At 71.6% G+C, this 19,118-nt stretch carries 19 protein-coding genes; 17 read left to right on the forward strand and 2 right to left on the reverse strand.

Translation table 11 applies throughout. The annotated features are described in order from the left end of the window. The 5 genes from prcB to hisF all read left to right on the forward strand — a co-directional run bounded on the left by prcB (position 1) and on the right by hisF (position 4,664). On the forward strand, positions 1–813 hold the full coding sequence (gene prcB / locus Q343_RS0109300; RefSeq protein WP_029253314.1) for a proteasome subunit beta: 813 nt from the start codon (positions 1–3) through the stop codon (positions 811–813). Further along, on the forward strand, positions 810–1,547 hold the full coding sequence (gene prcA, locus Q343_RS0109305; RefSeq protein ID WP_052367074.1) for a proteasome subunit alpha: 738 nt from the start codon (positions 810–812) through the stop codon (positions 1,545–1,547). The genes prcB and prcA overlap by 4 nt, the downstream gene beginning before the upstream one ends. Further along, the gene (gene pafA, locus Q343_RS0109310; protein ID WP_029253316.1) at positions 1,544–2,902 is read left to right on the forward strand and encodes a Pup--protein ligase; all 1,359 of its coding nucleotides are present in this window, start codon (positions 1,544–1,546) and stop codon (positions 2,900–2,902) included. Before prcA ends, pafA begins: the two co-directional genes overlap by 4 nt. A gap of 69 nt (positions 2,903–2,971) precedes the next feature. After that, the gene (locus Q343_RS0109315; RefSeq protein ID WP_052367075.1) at positions 2,972–3,892 is read left to right on the forward strand and encodes an FKBP-type peptidyl-prolyl cis-trans isomerase; all 921 of its coding nucleotides are present in this window, start codon (positions 2,972–2,974) and stop codon (positions 3,890–3,892) included. A 1-nt stretch (position 3,893) separates the two neighbouring features. Further along, positions 3,894–4,664 (forward strand): imidazole glycerol phosphate synthase subunit HisF, encoded by a 771-nt coding sequence (hisF, locus tag Q343_RS0109320; protein WP_029253318.1) that lies wholly within the window; start codon positions 3,894–3,896, stop codon positions 4,662–4,664. A gap of 3 nt (positions 4,665–4,667) precedes the next feature. Here hisF and Q343_RS0109325 read toward each other — a convergent pair whose 3' ends face one another. Further along, the gene (locus tag Q343_RS0109325) at positions 4,668–6,569 is read right to left on the reverse strand and encodes an arylsulfotransferase family protein (protein ID WP_052367076.1); all 1,902 of its coding nucleotides are present in this window, start codon (positions 6,567–6,569) and stop codon (positions 4,668–4,670) included. Then, a complete protein-coding gene (locus Q343_RS0109330) occupies positions 6,566–7,180 on the reverse strand; it encodes a TIGR03085 family metal-binding protein (RefSeq protein ID WP_029253320.1) in 615 nt (204 codons plus the stop codon). The genes Q343_RS0109325 and Q343_RS0109330 overlap by 4 nt, the downstream gene beginning before the upstream one ends. A 66-nt stretch (positions 7,181–7,246) precedes the next feature. On the opposite strand from Q343_RS0109330, the gene Q343_RS0109335 reads away from it, so the two are divergent. The 12 genes from Q343_RS0109335 (at position 7,247) to lgt (ending at position 19,096) form a co-directional block, all read left to right on the forward strand. Further along, the gene (locus tag Q343_RS0109335) at positions 7,247–8,086 is read left to right on the forward strand and encodes an alpha/beta hydrolase (protein ID WP_029253321.1); all 840 of its coding nucleotides are present in this window, start codon (positions 7,247–7,249) and stop codon (positions 8,084–8,086) included. 64 nt (positions 8,087–8,150) lie between these two features. After that, positions 8,151–10,010 carry an ABC transporter ATP-binding protein gene (locus Q343_RS0109340; protein WP_428829346.1) on the forward strand — a complete coding sequence of 620 codons (1,860 nt, stop codon included), beginning with the start codon at positions 8,151–8,153 and terminating at the stop codon, positions 10,008–10,010. Further along, positions 10,007–11,806: an ABC transporter ATP-binding protein gene (locus Q343_RS0109345; RefSeq protein WP_029253323.1), complete on the forward strand. Its 1,800-nt coding sequence runs from the start codon at positions 10,007–10,009 to the stop codon at positions 11,804–11,806. Before Q343_RS0109340 ends, Q343_RS0109345 begins: the two co-directional genes overlap by 4 nt. A gap of 46 nt (positions 11,807–11,852) precedes the next feature. Then, positions 11,853–12,221 (forward strand): phosphoribosyl-AMP cyclohydrolase, encoded by a 369-nt coding sequence (gene hisI, locus Q343_RS0109350; protein ID WP_029253324.1) that lies wholly within the window; start codon positions 11,853–11,855, stop codon positions 12,219–12,221. Continuing rightward, positions 12,218–13,777, forward strand: a complete 1,560-nt coding sequence (locus tag Q343_RS0109355) for an anthranilate synthase component I (RefSeq protein WP_029253325.1) — start codon at positions 12,218–12,220, stop codon at positions 13,775–13,777. Before hisI ends, Q343_RS0109355 begins: the two co-directional genes overlap by 4 nt. Continuing rightward, the gene (locus Q343_RS0109360) at positions 13,777–14,373 is read left to right on the forward strand and encodes a Trp biosynthesis-associated membrane protein (protein ID WP_043109940.1); all 597 of its coding nucleotides are present in this window, start codon (positions 13,777–13,779) and stop codon (positions 14,371–14,373) included. The genes Q343_RS0109355 and Q343_RS0109360 overlap by 1 nt, the downstream gene beginning before the upstream one ends. 36 nt (positions 14,374–14,409) lie before the next feature. Further along, entirely contained in the window at positions 14,410–14,667 is a 258-nt protein-coding gene (locus Q343_RS0109365; protein WP_029253327.1) for an HGxxPAAW family protein, read from the forward strand. Between the two features lie 5 nt (positions 14,668–14,672). After that, the gene (locus Q343_RS0109370; RefSeq protein WP_029253328.1) at positions 14,673–15,092 is read left to right on the forward strand and encodes a DUF2752 domain-containing protein; all 420 of its coding nucleotides are present in this window, start codon (positions 14,673–14,675) and stop codon (positions 15,090–15,092) included. Positions 15,093–15,230: 138 nt separating this feature from the next. Continuing rightward, positions 15,231–16,043: an indole-3-glycerol phosphate synthase TrpC gene (gene trpC, locus Q343_RS0109375; RefSeq protein ID WP_029253329.1), complete on the forward strand. Its 813-nt coding sequence runs from the start codon at positions 15,231–15,233 to the stop codon at positions 16,041–16,043. A gap of 34 nt (positions 16,044–16,077) precedes the next feature. Further along, the gene (gene trpB, locus Q343_RS0109380; protein WP_043109941.1) at positions 16,078–17,340 is read left to right on the forward strand and encodes a tryptophan synthase subunit beta; all 1,263 of its coding nucleotides are present in this window, start codon (positions 16,078–16,080) and stop codon (positions 17,338–17,340) included. A 62-nt stretch (positions 17,341–17,402) separates the two neighbouring features. Continuing rightward, positions 17,403–18,185 (forward strand): tryptophan synthase subunit alpha, encoded by a 783-nt coding sequence (gene trpA / locus Q343_RS0109385; RefSeq protein WP_052367112.1) that lies wholly within the window; start codon positions 17,403–17,405, stop codon positions 18,183–18,185. After that, the gene (lgt, locus tag Q343_RS0109390) at positions 18,182–19,096 is read left to right on the forward strand and encodes a prolipoprotein diacylglyceryl transferase (protein WP_043109942.1); all 915 of its coding nucleotides are present in this window, start codon (positions 18,182–18,184) and stop codon (positions 19,094–19,096) included. The genes trpA and lgt overlap by 4 nt, the downstream gene beginning before the upstream one ends. Positions 19,097–19,118 lie beyond the last annotated feature (22 nt).

Raw genomic sequence — 19,118 nt, forward strand, 5'->3', positions numbered from 1 at the left:
ATGAGCCTCGACAGCACGGGTGGTCTGCCCGACGCGTTCCGGACACCGGGGTCGTCGTCGTTCGTGGACTTCCTCGCCGCACACGCACCGCACGCGCTACCGGGGGCGCCGACCTCCGGCGCCTTGCCGCAGCTGGCCCACGCCACCACGATCGTCGCCCTCGAGGTGGACGGCGGCGTGGTCATGGCGGGGGACCGGCGGGCCACCGCCGGCGCGGCGATCGCGCACCGTGAGATGCAGAAGGTCTTCGACGCGGACGAGTTCAGCGCCGTGGGGATCGCCGGCACGGCCGGCCTGGCGATCGAGCTCGTCCGGCTCTTTCAGCTCGAGCTCGAGCACTACGAGAAGATCGAGGGCACGCTGCTGTCCTTCGACGGCAAGGCGAACCGGCTCGCCACCCTCGTCCGCAGCCAGCTCGGACTGGCGATGCAGGGCCTGGCGGTGGTGCCCCTCCTGGCGGGGTACGACGTGGACGAGGACCGGGGGCGGATCTGCTCCTACGACGTCACCGGAGGACGGTACGACGAGCGGGAGCACCACTGCGTCGGCTCCGGGGCGGTCTTCGCCCGCGGCGCGCTGAAGAAGCTCTGGCGGCCGGGGCTGACGGCGGACGAGGGCGTCCGGGTGGCCGTCGAGGCGCTGTTCGACGCAGCGGACGACGACTCCGCCACGGCCGGCCCCGACACGGTCCGGCGCATCTGGCCGGTCGTCGCCACGGTGACGGAGACCGGGTACCGGCGCGTCGGCGACGACGTGCTCGCGGCGACGGTCGCCGCCGTCGTCGACCGTCGAGCAGAGGAGGCACGGCGATGAACATGCCGTTCTACGTCTCGCCCGAACAGCTCATGAAGGACCGGGCGGACTTCGCGCGCAAGGGCATCGCCCGTGGACGGTCGGTGGTGGTCGTCGGATACGACGGCGGGATCGCGTTCGCGACGCACAACCCCTCCCGTGCCCTGCACAAGATCTCGGAGATCTACGACCGCATCGGGTTCGCCGCGGTGGGCAAGTACAACGAGTTCGAGAACCTCCGCGTCGCCGGCATCCGCTACGCCGACCTGCGCGGGTACTCCTACGACCGGTCCGACGTCGACGCCCGGGGACTGGCGAACGCCTACGCGCAGACGCTCGGGACGGTCTTCACCACCGAGTCCAAGCCCCTGGAGGTCGAGCTGGTCGTCGCGCAGGTCGGTGCCGGGCAGGACCAGGACCAGATCTACCGGCTCACGTACGACGGGTCGGTCACCGACGAGCGACAGTACGTCGTCATGGGCGGCCGCGCGGAGGAGCTCTCGGAGATCGTGGCGTCGGGCTGGGTTCCTGGCATGGGTCTGCACGACGTGCTGGGACTCGCCGTCCGGGCGCTCGGGTCGGACGGCGCCGAGGGACCCGGTCGTGAGCTGGGGGCGGCGGACCTCGAGGTGGCCGTCCTGGACCGTACGCGACCTCGCCGGGCGTTCCGGCGGATCGCCGGGCCCGCGCTGGCACGTGCGCTCGACGGCGGGACCGCAGAGCAGCACCACGACGGACGAGGAGACGGGGCATGAACCGGAGGATCTTCGGTCTGGAGACCGAGTACGGCGTGACGTGCGCGACCGACGAGGGGCGCGGGCTCTCGGCCGACGAGGTCGCGCGGTACCTCTTCCGCAAGGTCGTGGCCTGGGGCCGTTCCTCGAACGTGTTCCTGCGCAACGGGTCGCGGCTGTACCTCGACGTCGGGTCGCACCCCGAGTACGCGACCGCCGAGTGCGACGACATCACGCAGCTCATCGCGTACGACCGTGGCGGCGAGCGAATCTGCGAGGGGCTCGTCGCCGACGCCCAGGAGCGGCTCGTCGAGGAGGGGATCCCGGGCAAGATCCACCTGTTCAAGAACAACACCGACTCGGCCGGGAACTCCTACGGGTGCCACGAGAACTACCTGGTCCGGCGCAAGGGAGACTTCACCCGGCTGTCCGAGATCCTCGTCCCCTTCCTCATCACCCGCCAGGTGGTGACGGGGGCGGGCAAGGTGCTCTCGACGTCGGGCGGTGCCACCTACTGCCTGTCGCAGCGGGCCGACCACATGTGGGAGGCCGTCTCGAGCGCGACCACGCGCTCGCGGCCGATCATCAACACCCGCGACGAGCCGCACGCGGACGCCGAGCACTACCGGCGGCTGCACGTCATCGTGGGAGACTCGTCGATGGCAGAGCCGACCACCATGCTCAAGGTCGGGTCGACGGATCTCATCCTGCGGATGATCGAGGCGGGTCTTCCGATGCGCGACCTCACTCTCGAGAACCCGATCCGTGCGATCCGTGAGATCAGCCACGACCGCACCGGTCGTGCGCCCGTGCGCCTGGCCACCGGTCGTACGGTCACCGCCGTCGAGCTCCAGCGCGAGTACCTCGGCCGGGTTGAGACGTATCTCGCGGAGACGGAGGCGAGCCCGACCGACAAGCGGGTCGTCGACCTCTGGTCGCGCGGCCTCGAGGCCCTCGAGACGGACAACCTCGCCCTCGTCGAGCGTGAGATCGACTGGGTCATCAAGCTGCGGCTCATCGAGCGGTACCGGGCCAAGCACGGCCTCGAGCTGCACGACCCGAGGGTCGCCCGTCTGGACCTCGCCTACCACGACATCTCGCGGACCGACGGTCTCTACAACCTCCTGGCCGCACGCGGGATGGTCGACCGGCTCGTCACCGACCTCGAGTCGTTCGAGTCGATGTCCGTTCCGCCGCAGACGACCCGGGCGAGGTTGCGCGGGGAGTTCGTCGCCGCGGCCCAGGACGCCCGGCGCGACTACACCGTCGACTGGGTCCACCTGAAGCTGAACGACCAGGCTCAGCGCACCGTGCTGTGCAAGGACCCGTTCCAGAGCGTCGACGAGCGCGTCGAGAGGCTGATCGAGTCGATGTGAGGCCGGGGCGCCCGCTAAGGTGGGCCGTCCTTCGTCGCGACCGTCGACCCGTCCCGAGCTTGGAGTTCCGTGCGCCGTCCTTCTGCACTGGTGTCGTCCCTCGTCGCCGCGCTGCTGCTCGGTGGTTGCGGGATGGACTTCACGGATCCGGTCGAGCCCGAGCAGGCCGCGTCCGAGATCGCCGTCACCGGGGCCGCCGACGAGCCGCCCGTGCTCGAGTACGAGACACCCCTGGTCGTGACCGAGACCACCAACAGCACCGTCTGGCCTGGCGCGGGTCGGTTGCTGGAGGACGGGGACGAGGTCCTGCTCAACATGTACGCCGAGGACGGCTCGACCGGTCAGATCCTTCAGGACACCTACGTCGCAAGCCCCCGTCTGATGCGGATGGACCCCGCCTCGCTCGGCCCGACCCTGTACCAGGCACTGAAGGGCGAGCGCGTCGGTGCGCGCGTCCTGGTGACCGAGGAGGACGGCGAGGTGCCGCTCGCGCTCGCGGTCGACGTCCTGCCCGCCCGGGCGGACGGCGAAGAGATCGCGCCCGCCGAGGGGCTGCCGTCGGTGAGCCTCGACGACGGCGCTCCGTCGATCGAGATCCCGGCCGACTCCGCCGCGCCGGACGACCTCGAGGTCCAACCGCTCGTCCGCGGGCACGGGCGACAGGTCGAGCCCGGCGACATGGTGACGGTCCGCTACTCCGGGGTGCAGTGGTCGAACGGGGACGAGTTCGACTCCAACTGGACCACCGGGACCGTGCTCACGGCGATGTTCGGCGTGGGGACGGTGATCGACGGCTGGGAGCAGGGGCTCCTCGAGCAGCCGGTCGGGAGCCGGGTCCTGCTCGTCGTGCCACCCTCGCTCGCCTATGCCGGGACCGACTCTCCGCTGGCCGAGGAGACGCTCGTGTTCGTGATCGACATTCTCGACTCCCGTTCCCAGGTCGCCTACGACACGTCGTCGGGGGATCTCTCAGAAACCGAAGAAGGATGACATGACAGTCTCCGTGCGCGTGATCCCCTGCCTCGACGTCGACGCGGGGCGCGTCGTCAAGGGCGTCAACTTCGAGAACCTGCGAGACGCGGGCGACCCGGTTGAGCTCTCGCACCGCTACGACGCGGAGGGCGCCGACGAGCTGACCTTCCTCGACGTCAGCGCGTCCTCGGGCAACCGGGAGACGACGTACGACGTCGTGCGGCGGACGGCCGAGCAGGTCTTTGTCCCCCTCACGGTGGGTGGGGGAGTGCGGACGCCCGACGACGTCGACCGCCTGCTGCGCGCGGGCGCGGACAAGGTCGGCGTGAACACCGCGGCGATCGCCCGGCCCGAGCTCATCGCCGACGTCGCCGACCGGTTCGGTTCGCAGGTGCTCGTCCTCTCCGTCGACGCGCGCCGTGTCACCGGGGACGTGCGGACGGAGTCCGGCTACGAGGTCACGACCCACGGCGGCCGCCGGGGAACCGGGATCGACGCCGTCCGGTGGGCCGCCGAGGCGGAGCAGCTGGGTGCGGGGGAGATCCTGCTCAACTCGATGGACGCGGACGGGACGAACGCAGGCTTCGACCTGGAGATGCTCGCGGCCGTGCGGTCGGAGGTCAGGGTCCCGCTGATCGCCAGCGGTGGCGCCGGGCGGCCCGAGGACTTCGTCGCGGCCGCGCGCGCCGGGGCAGACGCCGTCCTCGCGGCCAGCGTGTTCCACTTCGGTGCCATGACGGTCGCCGAGGTGAAGGACGTCATGCGGGAAGCCGGTATCGAGGTGCGATAGCGCCTACTCCGCGTCGATCACGGTCGGGACGGAGCCGAGCACCCTTCCGTCGGCGTCGAGGGCCTCGACCGTGATCTCGTCGGCCGTGGCAGCCTCCTCCAGCTCGACGGACGTCTCGAAGCCCGACCGGGCCACCTCGGTCTCGCCGTCGGACGTCGACACCCGCCACGTCTGGACGGCCGTCGCCCCGTTCCAGCTCATGTAGACCGACGTGGTGCCCGAGTCGACCTGCACGGCCGCTGCCGGGTCCGTCGTCGGCCGCGCCTCCCACTCGACCTGCCGGGCACGGTACGAGCCGACGGTCAGGTCCTCGGGCAGCGACGAGTCCACGAGGACGTCGCCCGTGGCCGACATCCGGGTCCACTGCGGCAGGCTTCCCCACCCGAGGAGCACGTCACCGCCGTCGAGCTGCTGGAACGACCCCTGGCTCTGCGACCATGCCCCATCGGGGTGGGGGTAGTCCGTCACGACGGACGCCGTGGACGCACTCTCGTCGACGTCGAGGACGAGGCCCCGAGAGGACTCGCGAGTCGTCGATCCGCAGGTGCCACCGTTGTCGAAGAGCGTCATCGTCCCGTCGTCGGCCCACCGGGCGTCGTGCTGCTTGAGGAAGACGGCGTCGTCGTCGACCGTGAAGTCGGACTCGCGCCCGCCCAGACGCCAGTCGAGGCTGCCCGTGTCGCCGTCCAGCTGGTAGACCGCGCACGTGTGCCGTGCGGAGATCAGGACGTCCCCGTCGTCGCGGACGTCGATCGAGTTCACGTGCAGGTAGTCGTACCCGGTGTCGGAGGACGTACCGTCCTGGTCACCCTCGACCGGGAGATAGCTCTCGTCCAGCGCGACGTCCCCGATGCCGTGCCACTCGAAGAGGACCGCGCCCGTCTCCAGGTCGACCTGCTGGACGATGTTGTCCACGGCCACCCCGTTCCGGGGCCCGCCCGCCTCGCTCAGGTCCATGCCGATCGGTGCGTAGGCGACGAGCCATGCGGTGCCGTCGTCCGTGAGGAGGAGCTCGTGCGGGTCCGCCCGGTAGCCGTTGCCCGCGTTGAACCGTGCCACCTCGGCATAGGTCTCGTCCACGACGACCGCCTCGCCGTACCCGTAGCCGGGGCCGATCTGTCCCTCCCACCACGTCAGGACGGGTTCGCCGTCGAGGGTCGCGCCCGTCACGTCCCGCGCGTCGTTCTCGGCCATCGGGGAGAACCAGACGGGCTCGCCGTCCTCGTCGACGAGCATCGGTCCCTTCTGCACGACGCCGTTCTTGATCCCCAGCGCGACGTAGCCCGCGGCGTCGGTGGGCTCCGCGGGCTCGACCGTGACGACCGGTGGCTCGACGTCGGGTGCCGAGACGTAGCGGCTGACCTCGTCGTCCTCGGTCGCCGTGCCGTTCTCCGGCACCTCGGTCGCCGCCTCGTCCAGCGCGTCGGCCACCCGCCAGGTCCAGCGACCGTCGTCGGCGCCGCGGACCTCGATGCCCTCGACGGTCACGGAGACGATCTCGCCCGGCTCGAACGGGGCGTCGGGGACGTAGCTGACCCCGTCTCCGTCCGAGTGCGGCAGAAGCGTCCCGGAGTGCTCCTCGGTGTCCGAGCCCGTGACGGTCACGTCCTCCGCGGCCAGGCCGGTGGTCCCGGGCCCCCGGAGCGTCACCTGCGTCTGCGGGTTGACGACCTGGGTCCCGGGGACCGGGAACACGGAGACGTCGCCGTCCGACCCGTCGATCGCCGCGAGGGGGGCAGGCTCGGCGGGAGGCTGGTCGGTCACCTCGACGGCCACGAGGACGGCGACGGCAGCCGCCCCGACCCCGACGACGCCGGTCGTGAGCCAGAAGAGCCACCGCGGCCCGAACGGCGTCGGTCGCGGGCGCTGCTCCGGCGTCGTGCCCGAGGCCTCCCCGGTGCTCATGCGTCAGGCCCGCCGAGAACCTCCGCGACCTGTGAGACGGCGTCCTCGCGGCCGCGGACCTCGGTGTCCGCGGCCTCGACCCGTCCGAAGACGTGCAGCACGAGCTCCGTCACCGGCCCGTGGATCTCGACGACAGGTTCGCGGTCGCGCACCACGAGACGGCGGCCCTCGTCGTCGACCAGCGTGACACCGACGGGGCAGCGGCCGAGGCGCAGGCGCGCGAAGGTGGTCAGTGCTCCCCGCAGCGCCTCGATGAGGTCGGGCGGCAGGTCGCGTGGTGCCGGTTCGACACCGCCACCACGGCGCACGTCCTCGGAATGCACGTAGAACTCGGCGACGTTCATCGCGTCGCCCGCCCAGGAGTGCGGGCTCCACGCCCGTGGTGGCTGCGAGACCCGGTCGATCAGGTCTCGGTATGCAGCGTCGTCGCGAGCCTCGTCGGCGAGGGTGTCCAGCCCTCCGCCGAGAAGTCGCCACGGCGCGTGCTCGCGCAGCACGAGGTGTGCCGCCAGGTGGCGCGCCTGCCACCCCTCGCACAGGGTGGGGGCGTTCGGCGGGACGGAACGGAGCGAGTCGACGAGCTGTTCGCGGAGCCAGGGGTGCCAGGGCATAGTGCATGCTTTCATGACGACGTCGTCCTCGCCGGACGATCGGAACGCCCAGACCGGGAGGAATCGATGAGCGAGAACCCGCTGCACCGGACGGTGCTCGACGCGGACGGCGTGCGCATCCACACCTATACCTGGGAGGCCGAGCAGCCTCGCGCGCTCGTGCACGTCCTGCACGGTGTCGGTGAGCACGCCCAGCGCTACGCGCCGCTGGCCCGGCGACTGCAGGACGCCGGGTTCACGGTCGTCGCGGACGACCACCGGGGGCACGGCGCGACCGGTGTCGGACATCTCGGCCTCGGAGAGCTCGGCCCCCGGTCGATCCGCGGCGCGATCGACGCCGCCGAGACCGTGAGCCGGGCGGCCCACGCCGCCTACCCCGAGCTGCCGATCGTCCTCCTCGGGCACAGCTGGGGCTCCTTCATGGCGCAGAAGATCGTCGCCCGGTCGGGACGCCACTACGCGGGTCTCGTCCTCAGCGGAACCTCGCTCGCCCTGCCGGGCCTGACGCGCCAGGGGAACTTCAACGAGCGCTGGGACGCCGACGGGGCCGGCGGGCTCGAGTGGCTCAGCCGCGACGAGTCCGTCCAGCAGGCCTTCGAGGACGACCCCTGGTGCTTCGACGTCGCGGAGCACCCGGTGTGGACGTTTGCGGAGAGCACCGCGATCGCGGGCTTCGTCCCTCGGAGCACCGGGCACGACCTGCCGGTCCTGATCCAGGGCGGCGAGCACGACGCGGTCGGCGGGAGCCGCGGCCCCCGCCTGCTCGGACGTGCCTACGAACGCTGGACGGGACTCTCCGACGTGACGGTGATGCTGTACCCCGAGGCGCGCCACGAGGTGTACAACGAGATCAACCGGGACGAGGTGCTCGACGACCTCGTGGGATGGGTCACCACGCGATTCTGACGTCGGGGGCGGGGCGCGTGAGACGATGCGTCCACCGCTGCCCGACATCCTGCGAGGACAACCCATGCCCCGAGCCGCCCGCCCGCGTCCGCGGGACCGGTCCACGTTCCGTGCCGCCGACGGCACGACGACGCTCCGCGGCTCGCGCTTGCGTCGGTCCCTGGCACTCATGGGCCGGGGCATCCGCTCCGAGCCGTGGACCTACACCCTCGCCATCGGCACCTCGGCACTGTTCGGAGCCGCCACCGTCGCCGTCAGCCGGGTGATCGGCACCGTCACCGACGAGGTCGTGGTCCCGGCGCTGGACGGCGACGACGTGGCCCGCGGCCAGGTCTGGCTCGCCGGACTCGCGCTCGCCGCCGTCGCGCTGACGCTGGCGGTGAGCGTCGCCGGACGGAGGATCTTCGCCGGGGCAGGCGTGGCCGACCTCCAGGCGGGGCACCGCAACGCGGTCACCCGCCAGTACCTGCGCCTGCCGATGTCCTGGCACCGGGCCCACCCCACCGGACGGCTGCTCGCGAACGCGAGCGCCGACGTCGAGGCCGCGACCGGGGTCTTCAACCCCATGCCCTTCGCCCTCGGCGTGGTCGTCATGATCCTGGTCGCCGGCGTGATGCTCGTCGCGATCGACCCGTGGCTGGCCGCCGCCGCGTTCGTCGTGATCCCGCTGGCCATCGCCGCGAACCTCGTGTTCCAGCGCAAGATGACCCCGATCGCGATCCGGGCGCAGCAGCTGCGCGCCGAGGTGGCCGACGTCGCGCACGAGAGCTTCGACGGGGCGCTCGTCGTCAAGTCCCTCGGGGCGCACGACCGGGAGGAGGCCAGGATCGCGGGTCGCGCGTACGCCCTGCGCGACGCCAACGTCGAGGTCGGCCGCGTCCGCGCCGTCTTCGACCCGGTCATCGAGCTGCTGCCGTCGCTCGGCACCCTCGTCGTCCTCGCGGTGGGTGCCGCGCGCGTCGCGAGCGGGGACGTCGGCACCGGGGACGTGGTGACCGCCGCGTACCTGCTCACCGTCATGGCGGTGCCCGTCCGTGCGTTCGGCTGGGTGCTCGGGGAGATCCCGCGCGCCCTCGTGGGCTACGAGCGCATCACCCAGGTGCTGGACGCCTCCGGACGCGACGTGCCCGGGACGGTGCCCGCGCACGGGCGCGGGGCGTCCGCCGAGGTGCGGCTCGACGGGGTCGGCGTGCAGGCCGACCGTCCCATCCTCGAGGACGTCACGCTGACGCTCGCGGCCGGGTCGACGACCGCGTTCGTCGGACCGACGGGAGCAGGGAAGACGACGCTCGTCACTCTCCTGGCGCGGGTCTCCGACCCCGACACGGGGCGGGTGCTGCTCGACGGGCAGGACCTGCGCGAGATCGCCGACGCGCCCGCGCACGTCGCGCTCGTCGAGCAGCAGACCTTCGTCTTCGAGGACACGGTGCGCGCGAACGTCACGCTCGCCGACGTGGACGACCCCGCGGCCCCTGACGACGACGCCGTCTGGGACGCGCTCCGCGCGGCACGTGTCGACGACGTGGTCCGGGCGCTGCCCGACGGGCTCGACGCGCCGCTCGGCGAGCGCGGTGCCAACCTCTCCGGCGGACAGCGTCAACGACTCGCCGTCGCGCGTGCCCTCGTGCGCCGCCCACGGGTGCTCGTCCTCGACGACGCCACGTCGGCCGTCGACCCGCGCGTCGAGCAGGAGATCCTCCACGGCCTCGGGACCGACGACGGCGAGCGGCCCACCGTCGTCATGGTCGCCTACCGCATGGCGTCGGTGGCGCTCGCGGACACCGTCGTCCATCTCGACCGCGGGCGGGTCGTGGACGTCGGCACGCACGAGGAGCTCGTGCGCCGGGACGCGGGCTATCGCGACATCGCCACGGCGTACGCCCGTGAGGCGGCCCGTCGGGCCGACGAGGAGGCACTCGCATGAGCTACTCACGGATCGAGACGACCAGCTCGCTCGGGGTCCTCGCGACCGTCCGGCAGGGCCTGCGGACGTCCCCGGAGATGGTCACCGGCATCGGCGTGACGCTCGTGCTCGCCGTGGTCGCGGCGGCGGGGCGCGTCGTCGTCCCGATGACCGTCCAGCAGACGGTCGACACCGGCATCATGGCCGACGGCGGCCCCGACGTCGCCCGGGTGTCGACGTTGGTCGCGGTCGCCGCGGTGGTGCTCGTCGTCGCCGGTGTCTGCACGGCGCTCGTCAACGTCCGGCTCTTCAGGTCGAGCGAGGAGGGGCTCGCGAACCTGCGGATCCGGACGTTCCGGCACGTCCACGACCTGCCCGTCCTGACCCAGGGGACCGAACGACGAGGCTCGTTGGTCTCACGGGTGACCTCCGACGTCGACACGATCTCGCAGTTCGTGCAGCGCGGCGGCATCCAGCTCCTCGTGTCCGTGCTGCAGATCGCGGTCGCGACCGTGCTCATGGCGATCTACTCGTGGCAGCTCACGGTTCTCGTCTGGCTCTGCTTCGTCCCGCTCGTGATGATCCTCAACCCGGCGCAGAAGCGGGTCAGCGCGGCGTTCGGTCTCGTGCGGCAGCGCACGGGTGAGCTCCTCGGGGCCGTGTCGGAGGCCGTGGTCGGCGCGCAGACGGTGCGTGCCTACGGTGTCCAGGCGCGGACGGGCCGACGGGTCGAGGCCGCGGTCGAGCGAGCTCGTGTCGCGATGGTGCGTGCGTCTCGGCTCGTGGGTCTCGTCTTCTCCTCCGGCGTGCTGGTCGCGAACCTCGTCCTCGCGGTCGTCGTCGTCGCCGGGACGTGGCTCGGTGTCGCGGGAGAGGTCACCACCGGCGAGCTCCTGGCCTTTCTCTTCCTCGTCCAGCTCTTCACCGGGCCTGTCCAGCAGGCCACGGAGATCCTCAACGAGCTCCAGAACGCCGTCTCCGGATGGCGTCGGGTGCTCGCCGTGCTCGAGACCCCGATCGACGTGCGAGACGACGGGACGGCCGACAGTCCGTCCGGGCCCGCGTCGGTCGAGATGGACGACGTGCGCTTCTCCTACCCGGGTGGACCCGAGGTGCTGCACGGTGTCACCGTCGCCTTCCCGGCGGCGCGCTCCGTCGCCGTCGTCGGCAAGACCGGGTCGGGGAAGTCGACGATCGCCAAGCTGGTCACGCGTCTGATGGACCCGACCGCCGGGGTGATCCGCCTCGACGGCACCGATCTCCGTGACATCCCCGTGGCGCGGCTCCGCGAACGCGTGGTGCTCGTCCCGCAGGAGGGCTTTCTCTTCTCGGGGACCCTGCTCGAGAACATCGAGTGGGGCGTGCGGGACGACGCGGTCCGTGCGGACCGGGACGCCGTGGTCGCCGTCGCGCAGGACGCGGTGTCGATGCTCGGGCTGGACGACTGGGTCGACGGTCTGGCCGACGGTCTCGCGACACAGGTGGGACAGCGCGGGGAGCACCTCTCGGCGGGGGAGCGGCAGCTCGTCGCCCTGCTGCGGGCGGCGGTCGCCGAGGCCGACCTGCTCGTGCTCGACGAGGCGACGTCGGCGGTCGACCCCGCCGCCGAGGTCCGGATCGCCCGCGCACTGTCCGCACTGACGACGGGCCGGACGACCGTGACGATCGCCCACCGGCTCTCGACGGCTGAAGCGGCGGATCTCGTCGTGGTGGTCGACGAGGGCGACGTCGTCGAGGTCGGCACCCATGCAGCACTCCTGGAGCGGGACGGGACCTACGCGGCCATGCACGGGGCCTGGCGGAGCCAGACCCACTGAGCGGACGCGGTTCCCGCGGCCGCTCCGCGCGTGGCAGGATTCAGGCGTGTCCGACTCACCACTGACCCCTGACCTCGCCGCGCGGCTCAAGCGCGACGACGGCCTGGTCGCCGCCATCGTCCAGCAGCACGACACCGGAGAGGTGCTCATGCTGGGATGGATGGACGACGAGGCGTTGCACCGCACCCTCACGAGCGGCCGCGTGACCTTCTGGTCCCGGTCCCGTCAGGAGTACTGGCGCAAGGGCGACACGTCCGGCCATGTCCAGCACGTGCGGTCCGTGGCGCTCGACTGCGACGGCGACGCGCTCCTCGTGCGGGTCGACCAGGTCGGAGCGGCGTGCCACACGGGTGCGCGGAGCTGCTTCGACGCGGGCGGCGATCTCGGTGCCGTCGTCGGGAAGGTGGGCGCATGACCGGGCCGACGACCGTCACGGCGGCAGACGTCCCCTGGGGTGCGACCTGGCCGTCCGTGCAGGGCTTCCGCGACCTCGCGGCCTCGCGTCGCGTCGTCCCGGTGGTGCGGCGTCTCCTGGCCGACGACATCACGCCGGTCGGCCTCTACCAGACGCTCGCGGGCGGACGCCCGGGGACCTTCCTCATGGAGTCCGCGGAGTCGGACGGCGGATGGTCGCGCTGGTCCTTCGTCGGTGCCGCGTCGCGGGCGACCCTCACCGCGCGCGACGGGTCGGCGGTCTGGTCCGGCGACGTGCCGGCCGGCGTGCCGACGTCCGGCGACGTCGTCGAGGTCCTCGAGAAGACGCTCGACGCGTTGCGCACACCGGAGATCCCCGGCCTTCCCCCGTTCACCGGTGGCCTCGCCGGCGCACTCGGCTGGGACGTCGTCCGGCACTGGGAACCGACCCTGCCCGCGAACGCACCCGACGAGCTCGGTGTCCCGGAGCTGACGCTCTGCCTGGCCACGGACCTGGCGGCGGTCGACCACCGGGAGTCCTCCGTGTGGCTCGTCGCCAACGCGATCAACTTCGACGGCACGGACGAGCGGGTCGACGAGGCGTACGCCGACGCCGTCGCGCGGCTCGACGCGATGCAGGCCGCGCTGCGGTCGGGCGGACGAATACCTGCCGTGGTCGTGGACCACGACCTGCCGGAGCCCGAGCTGGAGTTCCGCTCGACCCGGGACGAGTTCGAGCAGGCAGTCCTGGCCGGCAAGGATGCCATCCGTGAGGGCGACGTCTTCCAGGTCGTGCTCTCCCAGCGCCTCGACCTCGACTGCCCCGCGGCCCCGATCGACGTGTACCGGGCGTTGCGCACGATCAACCCGAGCCCGTACATGTACTGCTTCAGCCTGGCCGACTCCGACGGGCAGGAGTTCTCCGTCGTCGGGTCCAGCCCCGAGACGCTCGTGAAGGTCACCGACGGGCGGGCCGTGACGTTCCCCATCGCCGGATCGCGACCACGGGGCGGGACCCCGGCGGAGGACGTCGCGCTCGGTGACGAGCTGCGGGAGGACCCGAAGGAGCTCGCCGAGCACCTCATGCTCGTCGACCTGTCCCGCAACGACCTGGTCAAGGTGTGCGAGCCCCTGTCCGTCGAGGTGGTCGAGTTCATGGTCACCAAGCGGTACAGCCACATCATGCACCTGAGCTCGACGGTGGTCGGGCATCTGCGCGACGGCGCGACGGCGCTCGACGCGCTCCGGGCGACGTTCCCGGCGGGCACGCTCTCCGGGGCGCCGAAACCTCGCGCGATCGCGCTGATCGACGAGCTTGAGCCGGCCTCGCGAGGGATCTACGGCGGAACGGTCGGGTACTTCGACTTCGCCGGCAACATGGACATGGCCATCGCCATCCGCACCGCGCTCCTGCGCGCGGGGCGGGCGAGCGTGCAGGCCGGCGGCGGCGTCGTCGCGGACTCCGTCCCTGCGCTCGAGTACGCCGAGTCCCGCAACAAGGCGGCGGCCGCGGTGCGGGCGATCCAGCTCGCGGCACGTCTGCGCCCCCTCCGCTGATGCGTGCGAGCCTGAGCCGGCGCAACGCCGTGGTCGCTCTCCTGCTTCTCGGCGCGTCCGCGCTGCTGCTCTCGATGCCGGTGTGGATGACGGCGCAGGGCAGCAGTGCGCTGGAGGACGTCGTCGACCTCGGCGTGGCCGGGACGACGGCCGCCCCGGCCGTGAGCGCCGGCGCGCTCGTCCTCGTGGCCTCGGCGCTCGCACTGGGACTTGTCGGTCGGGTCGGCCGGTGGGTCGTCCTGGTCGTGGCCGCGGGAAGCGGGCTGACGATCCTGGTCGGTGCTCTGAACGTGGCGCTCGACCCGCTGCCCGCGATGACCGCCGAGGCAGCGCGTGCGACGGGGGTCGGTGAGGTCACGACGGCCGTGGATCTGACGCCGTTCCCGTGGGTGGTCGTCGTGCTCGGCGCGATCGTCCTCGTGGTCGTCCTGGCCGCCGCCTGGTCGGCGCGAGGATGGACGACGTCAGGAGCTCGCCACGAACGGGGAGCGCCTCGTCAGGACGTTCCCGACGACGATCCCGCGGCACTGTGGGACGAGCTGACGCGTTCGGCGGAGTCGGACGGCCCGCCCGCCGGTCGACCCGACGAACGATAGGATTGGTCGACATCTTCACGAAAGGCGCACACACTCATGGTTGATTCCACGTCCACGCAGCCCGTCGCGGACTACCTCCCACCGACGGTCCCGCCCGACAACCACGGGCACACCACGGCCTCCTGGACGTCGATGATCGGCATCATGCTCGGTTCGCTCATCACCGCCGTGGGGCTCGTCGTCGCGACGCCGTGGCTGTCCTGGGTCGGTCTCGCCGTGGTCCTGATCGCCGTCGTCGTCGGTGGCGTCATGCGCGCGATGGGCTACGGGCAGGCACCGGCACGCAAGAGCTGACCGTCGTGGCGACCACGACGGAGCGGCGGGGCCTTGCCCTGCTCGAACCGCTCGTGGTCGCCGCCCTCGTGGGCGCGGCGACTCTCCTCGTCGCCCTGCGTGACCCGCACGTCCCCGGGAGCTACGGCGTCTGCCCGAGCCTGATGATCTTCGGCCTGGCGTGCCCGGGATGCGGTGGCCTGCGTGCCACGCACGACCTGGCGCACCTCGACCTCGTCGGAGCCTGGGCGTCGAACCCTCTCGTGGTCGTCCTTCTCCCGGCCGTGGTCGGCCTGTGGTCCCTCTGGCTCGCGGCACGGTGGTCGCCCCGGAGGACGATGCCGACCGTGCCGCGCGTCGTCTGGATCACCGTCGGCGCGATCGCCGTGATCTTCGGCGTCGTGCGCAACATTCCCGGCGCAGGGGACTTCCTCGGGCCTGCCTGACCGTCTCGCCCCTCGGTGCGTGGTCCGGAGAACGGCCTGGCGCACCTACGATGGCCTGCAGAAGACGTCGCCATGCGAGGCGGTCGGCCGCGAGGGCGGGGCCAGCCGGGGGACAAGCACGAGCACGGGAGCGAAACTATGACCGTTCTAGACGACATCATCGCGGGTGTCCGCGAGGACCTGTCGCGCCGCCAGGCGTCGACCTCCCTGGACGCGCTCAAGGAGCGCGCGGCGAGGACCCCCGGGGCGCTGAACGCCGCCGACCGGCTGAAGGTCGACGGGCAGGTCGCGGTGATCGCCGAGGTGAAGCGGTCCAGTCCCAGCAAGGGTGCCCTGGCGCCGATCTCCGACCCCGCCGCCCTGGCGGTCGAGTACGCGCACGGGGGTGCGGCCGCGATCTCGGTGCTCACCGAGGAGCGTCGGTTCGGCGGCAGCCTGGACGACCTCGACGCGGTGCGTGCCAAGGTCGACGTCCCCGTCCTCCGCAAGGACTTCGTCGTCACGCCGTACCAGGTGTGGGAGGCCCGGGCACACGGGGCCGACATCATCCTGCTCATCGTCGCAGCGCTCGAGCAGACCGTCCTGACCTCCCTCGTCGAGCGCGTCCAGTCCCTGGGGATGACGGCCATCGTCGAGGTCCACACGGCGGACGAGGTCTCCCGTGCGCTGGACGCCGGGGCCCAGATCATCGGGGTGAACTCGCGGAACCTGAAGACCCTCGAGGTCGACCGGACGACGTTCGCGCGGCTCGCGCCGGCGATCCCCGACGAGATCTGCCGCATCGCGGAGTCCGGCGTCCGTGGGCCGCACGACGTCGTCGACTACGCACGGTCGGGTGCCCACGCCGTCCTCGTGGGCGAGGCTCTCGTCACCGGTGACGCCCCGCGGTCGTCGGTCGCCGACCTCGTCGCCGCCGGCTCCCACCCCTCGCTCCGCGCCATCCGCCACTGAGGCGACCCGCACCATCGACAGGAGGCCTGGCCCCGTGCCTGACATCCCATCCCTGCAGAACACGCAGGGCCCCTATTACGGTGACTTCGGCGGCCGCTACGTCCCCGAGGCCTTGATCGCGGCTCTCGAGGAGCTCGAGCGCGAGTACCGCTCCGCGATCGCGGACCCTGCGTTCATGGAGGAGCTCGAGCGCCTCCAGCGCGAGTACACGGGGCGGCCGAGCCCGTTGACCGAGGTGCCTCGGTTCGCGGCGCACGCCGGTGGCGTACGGATGTTCCTCAAGCGCGAGGACCTCAACCACACGGGGTCGCACAAGATCAACAACGTGCTCGGCCAGGCGCTCCTGGTCAAGCGCATGGGCAAGTCTCGCGTCATCGCCGAGACCGGGGCGGGGCAGCACGGGGTCGCCACGGCGACGGCGGCTGCGCTCCTCGACCTCGAGTGCGTGGTCTACATGGGTGAGGAGGACACGCAGCGCCAGGCGCTCAACGTCGCCCGCATGCGCCTCCTCGGCGCGACCGTCGTTCCCGTGACGATCGGGTCGCGGACCCTCAAGGACGCGATCAACGAGGCGCTGCGCGACTGGGTCGCGAACGTCGACGACACCCACTACCTGCTCGGCACCGTGACCGGGCCGCACCCGTTCCCCGAGATGGTCCGCGAGTTCCACAAGGTCATCGGCGACGAGGCGCGGGAGCAGATCCTGGAGCGCACGGGCACTCTCCCGGACGTGGTCGCCGCGTGCGTGGGCGGTGGTTCCAACGCGCTCGGGCTCTTCAACGCGTTCCTCGACGACGCGGACGTCCGACTCCTCGGGCTCGAGGCGGGGGGCGACGGCGTCGACACCGGTCGGCACTCCGCGCGGTTCAGCGGAGGAGCGCCGGGCGTGCTGCACGGCGCCAGGTCGTACCTGCTGCAGGACGAGGACGGCCAGACCCTGCCGAGCCACTCGGTCTCTGCCGGGCTCGACTACCCGAGCGTGAGTCCCATCCACTCGTGGTTGCACGACACCGGACGTGCCGAGTACCGGCCGGTCACGGACGCGGAGGCGATGGACGCGTTCCGTCTCCTCTGCCTCACCGAGGGGATCATTCCCGCGATCGAGTCTGCGCATGCTCTCGCCGGTGCGCTGCGCGTGGGCCGGGAGCTCGCTGCGGACGGTCGGGACGACGCCGTCGTCCTCGTGAACCTCTCCGGGCGTGGCGACAAGGACGTCGCGACGGCTGCGCGGTGGTTCGACGTGGTCGACGCCGAGGACATCAAGAACGCAGCGACGACCGAGGGGAGCAGCCTGTGAGCGCCGTGGCGGGACCGGGCGGCAGCCCGGGTGCGGGCACGACCGGCGTGCGACTTCGCGCGATGCGTGACGAAGGCCGTGCGGCGCTGATCGGCTACCTCCCGCTGGGCTTCCCGGACGTGGAGCGCTCCGCCGAGGCGGCTCTCGCGATGGTCGAGGCGGGGGTCGACGTCGTCGAGCTCGGTCTGCCCTACACCGATCCCGTGATGGACGGACCGACGATCCAGGCCGCGGTGGACGTCTCGCTGAATGCGGGAACCCGGGTCCGGGACGTGTTCGGCGTCGTCGAGCGCGTGAGTGCGGCGGGCGCCCCGACGCTCGTGATGACGTACTGGAACCCGGTGCTCCGCTACGGCGTGGGCGCGTTCGCCCGGGACCTCGCGGCTGCCGGTGGAGCCGGGCTGATCACCCCGGACCTGATCCCGGACGAGGGCGCGGACTGGATCGCCGCGGCCGACGAGCACGATCTCGACAAGGTATTCCTCGTCGCCCCCAGCTCGACCACGGAGCGCCTTGCCTCGACGGTGGCGGCGTCGCGTGGTTTCGTCTACGCAGCCTCGACGATGGGCGTGACGGGGGAGCGGGCGACCGTCGGCTCGCGCGCGGAGGCGCTCGTCGCGGACACGCGCGCGGCAGGGGCAGACCTGGTGTGTGTCGGTCTCGGCGTCTCGACGCCGCAGCAGGCCGCCGACGTCGCGCGCTACGCCGACGGCGTCATCGTCGGCTCGGCCTTCGTCCGCCCGCTGCTGGGAGACGCTCCCTGGGCCGAACGGCTCGAGGCTCTGCAGGCGGTTGTGCGAGGCATCGCCGACGGAGTGCACGGCGCGCGCGAGGTGAGCGCATGAGCCTCGCAGCCCTCGTCACCTCTATCCCGAGCCCTGCCGAGGACACCTGGTACGTCGGGCCGTTCCCGATCCGTGCGTATGCGATGGCGATCCTCGCAGGGATCGCGGTCGCGGTCTGGCTGACCACCAAGCGTTGGGCCGCTCGGGGCAACAACCCCGACGACGTGCTGGAGATCGCCTTCTGGGCCGTCCCGTTCGGGATCGTCGGTGGGCGGATCTATCACGTCATCACGACCCCGGAGCCCTACTGGGGGCCAGACGGTGACCCCTGGAAGGCCCTGAGGATCTGGGACGGGGGCCTCGGGATCTGGGGTGCCGTCGCGCTCGGCGCCGTCGGGGCGTACATCGGATGCCGTCGGCTCAACGTCAGCTTCGTCGAGTTCGCCGACGCACTTGCCCCTGGGCTCCTGATCGCGCAGGGCATCGGCCGTCTGGGCAACTGGTTCAACCAGGAGCTCTTCGGTGCGCCGACGACACTGCCCTGGGGGCTCGAGGTCGACGCGGACGTCGCGGCGCGGACGTGCGCCGAGTGGGGGATCGAGTGCGCCCCGGGAACTCTGTTCCACCCGACATTCCTCTACGAGATGATCTGGAACATCGCGGGGGCGTTTCTTCTCATGTACCTCGCGAAGCGGTTCAAGCTTGGTCATGGTCAGGTATTCTGGCTCTATGCCATGATCTACACCTCGGGCAGGGTGTGGATCGAGATGCTGCGTATTGACACGGCCGAGGTGATCTTCGGTCTCCGTCTGAACGTATGGACGTCAATCGTGGTATTCGCGATCGCCTTGGTAGCGTTCGTGATCGTCGCGCGCCGCTATCCCGCGGGCGACGAGCCGGCGGTGTCACGCACACCTGACGCGCCGGAAGGTGAAGCGGACGATGAGGAGCAGCCCGACCAGGGCAGCTAGGCACGTTCGTCTCTCGTCGGTC

This window comes from Paraoerskovia marina DSM 21750, from assembly GCF_000701465.1.
In the GTDB taxonomy this organism is placed as follows: Bacteria; Actinomycetota; Actinomycetes; order Actinomycetales; family Cellulomonadaceae; genus Paraoerskovia; species Paraoerskovia marina.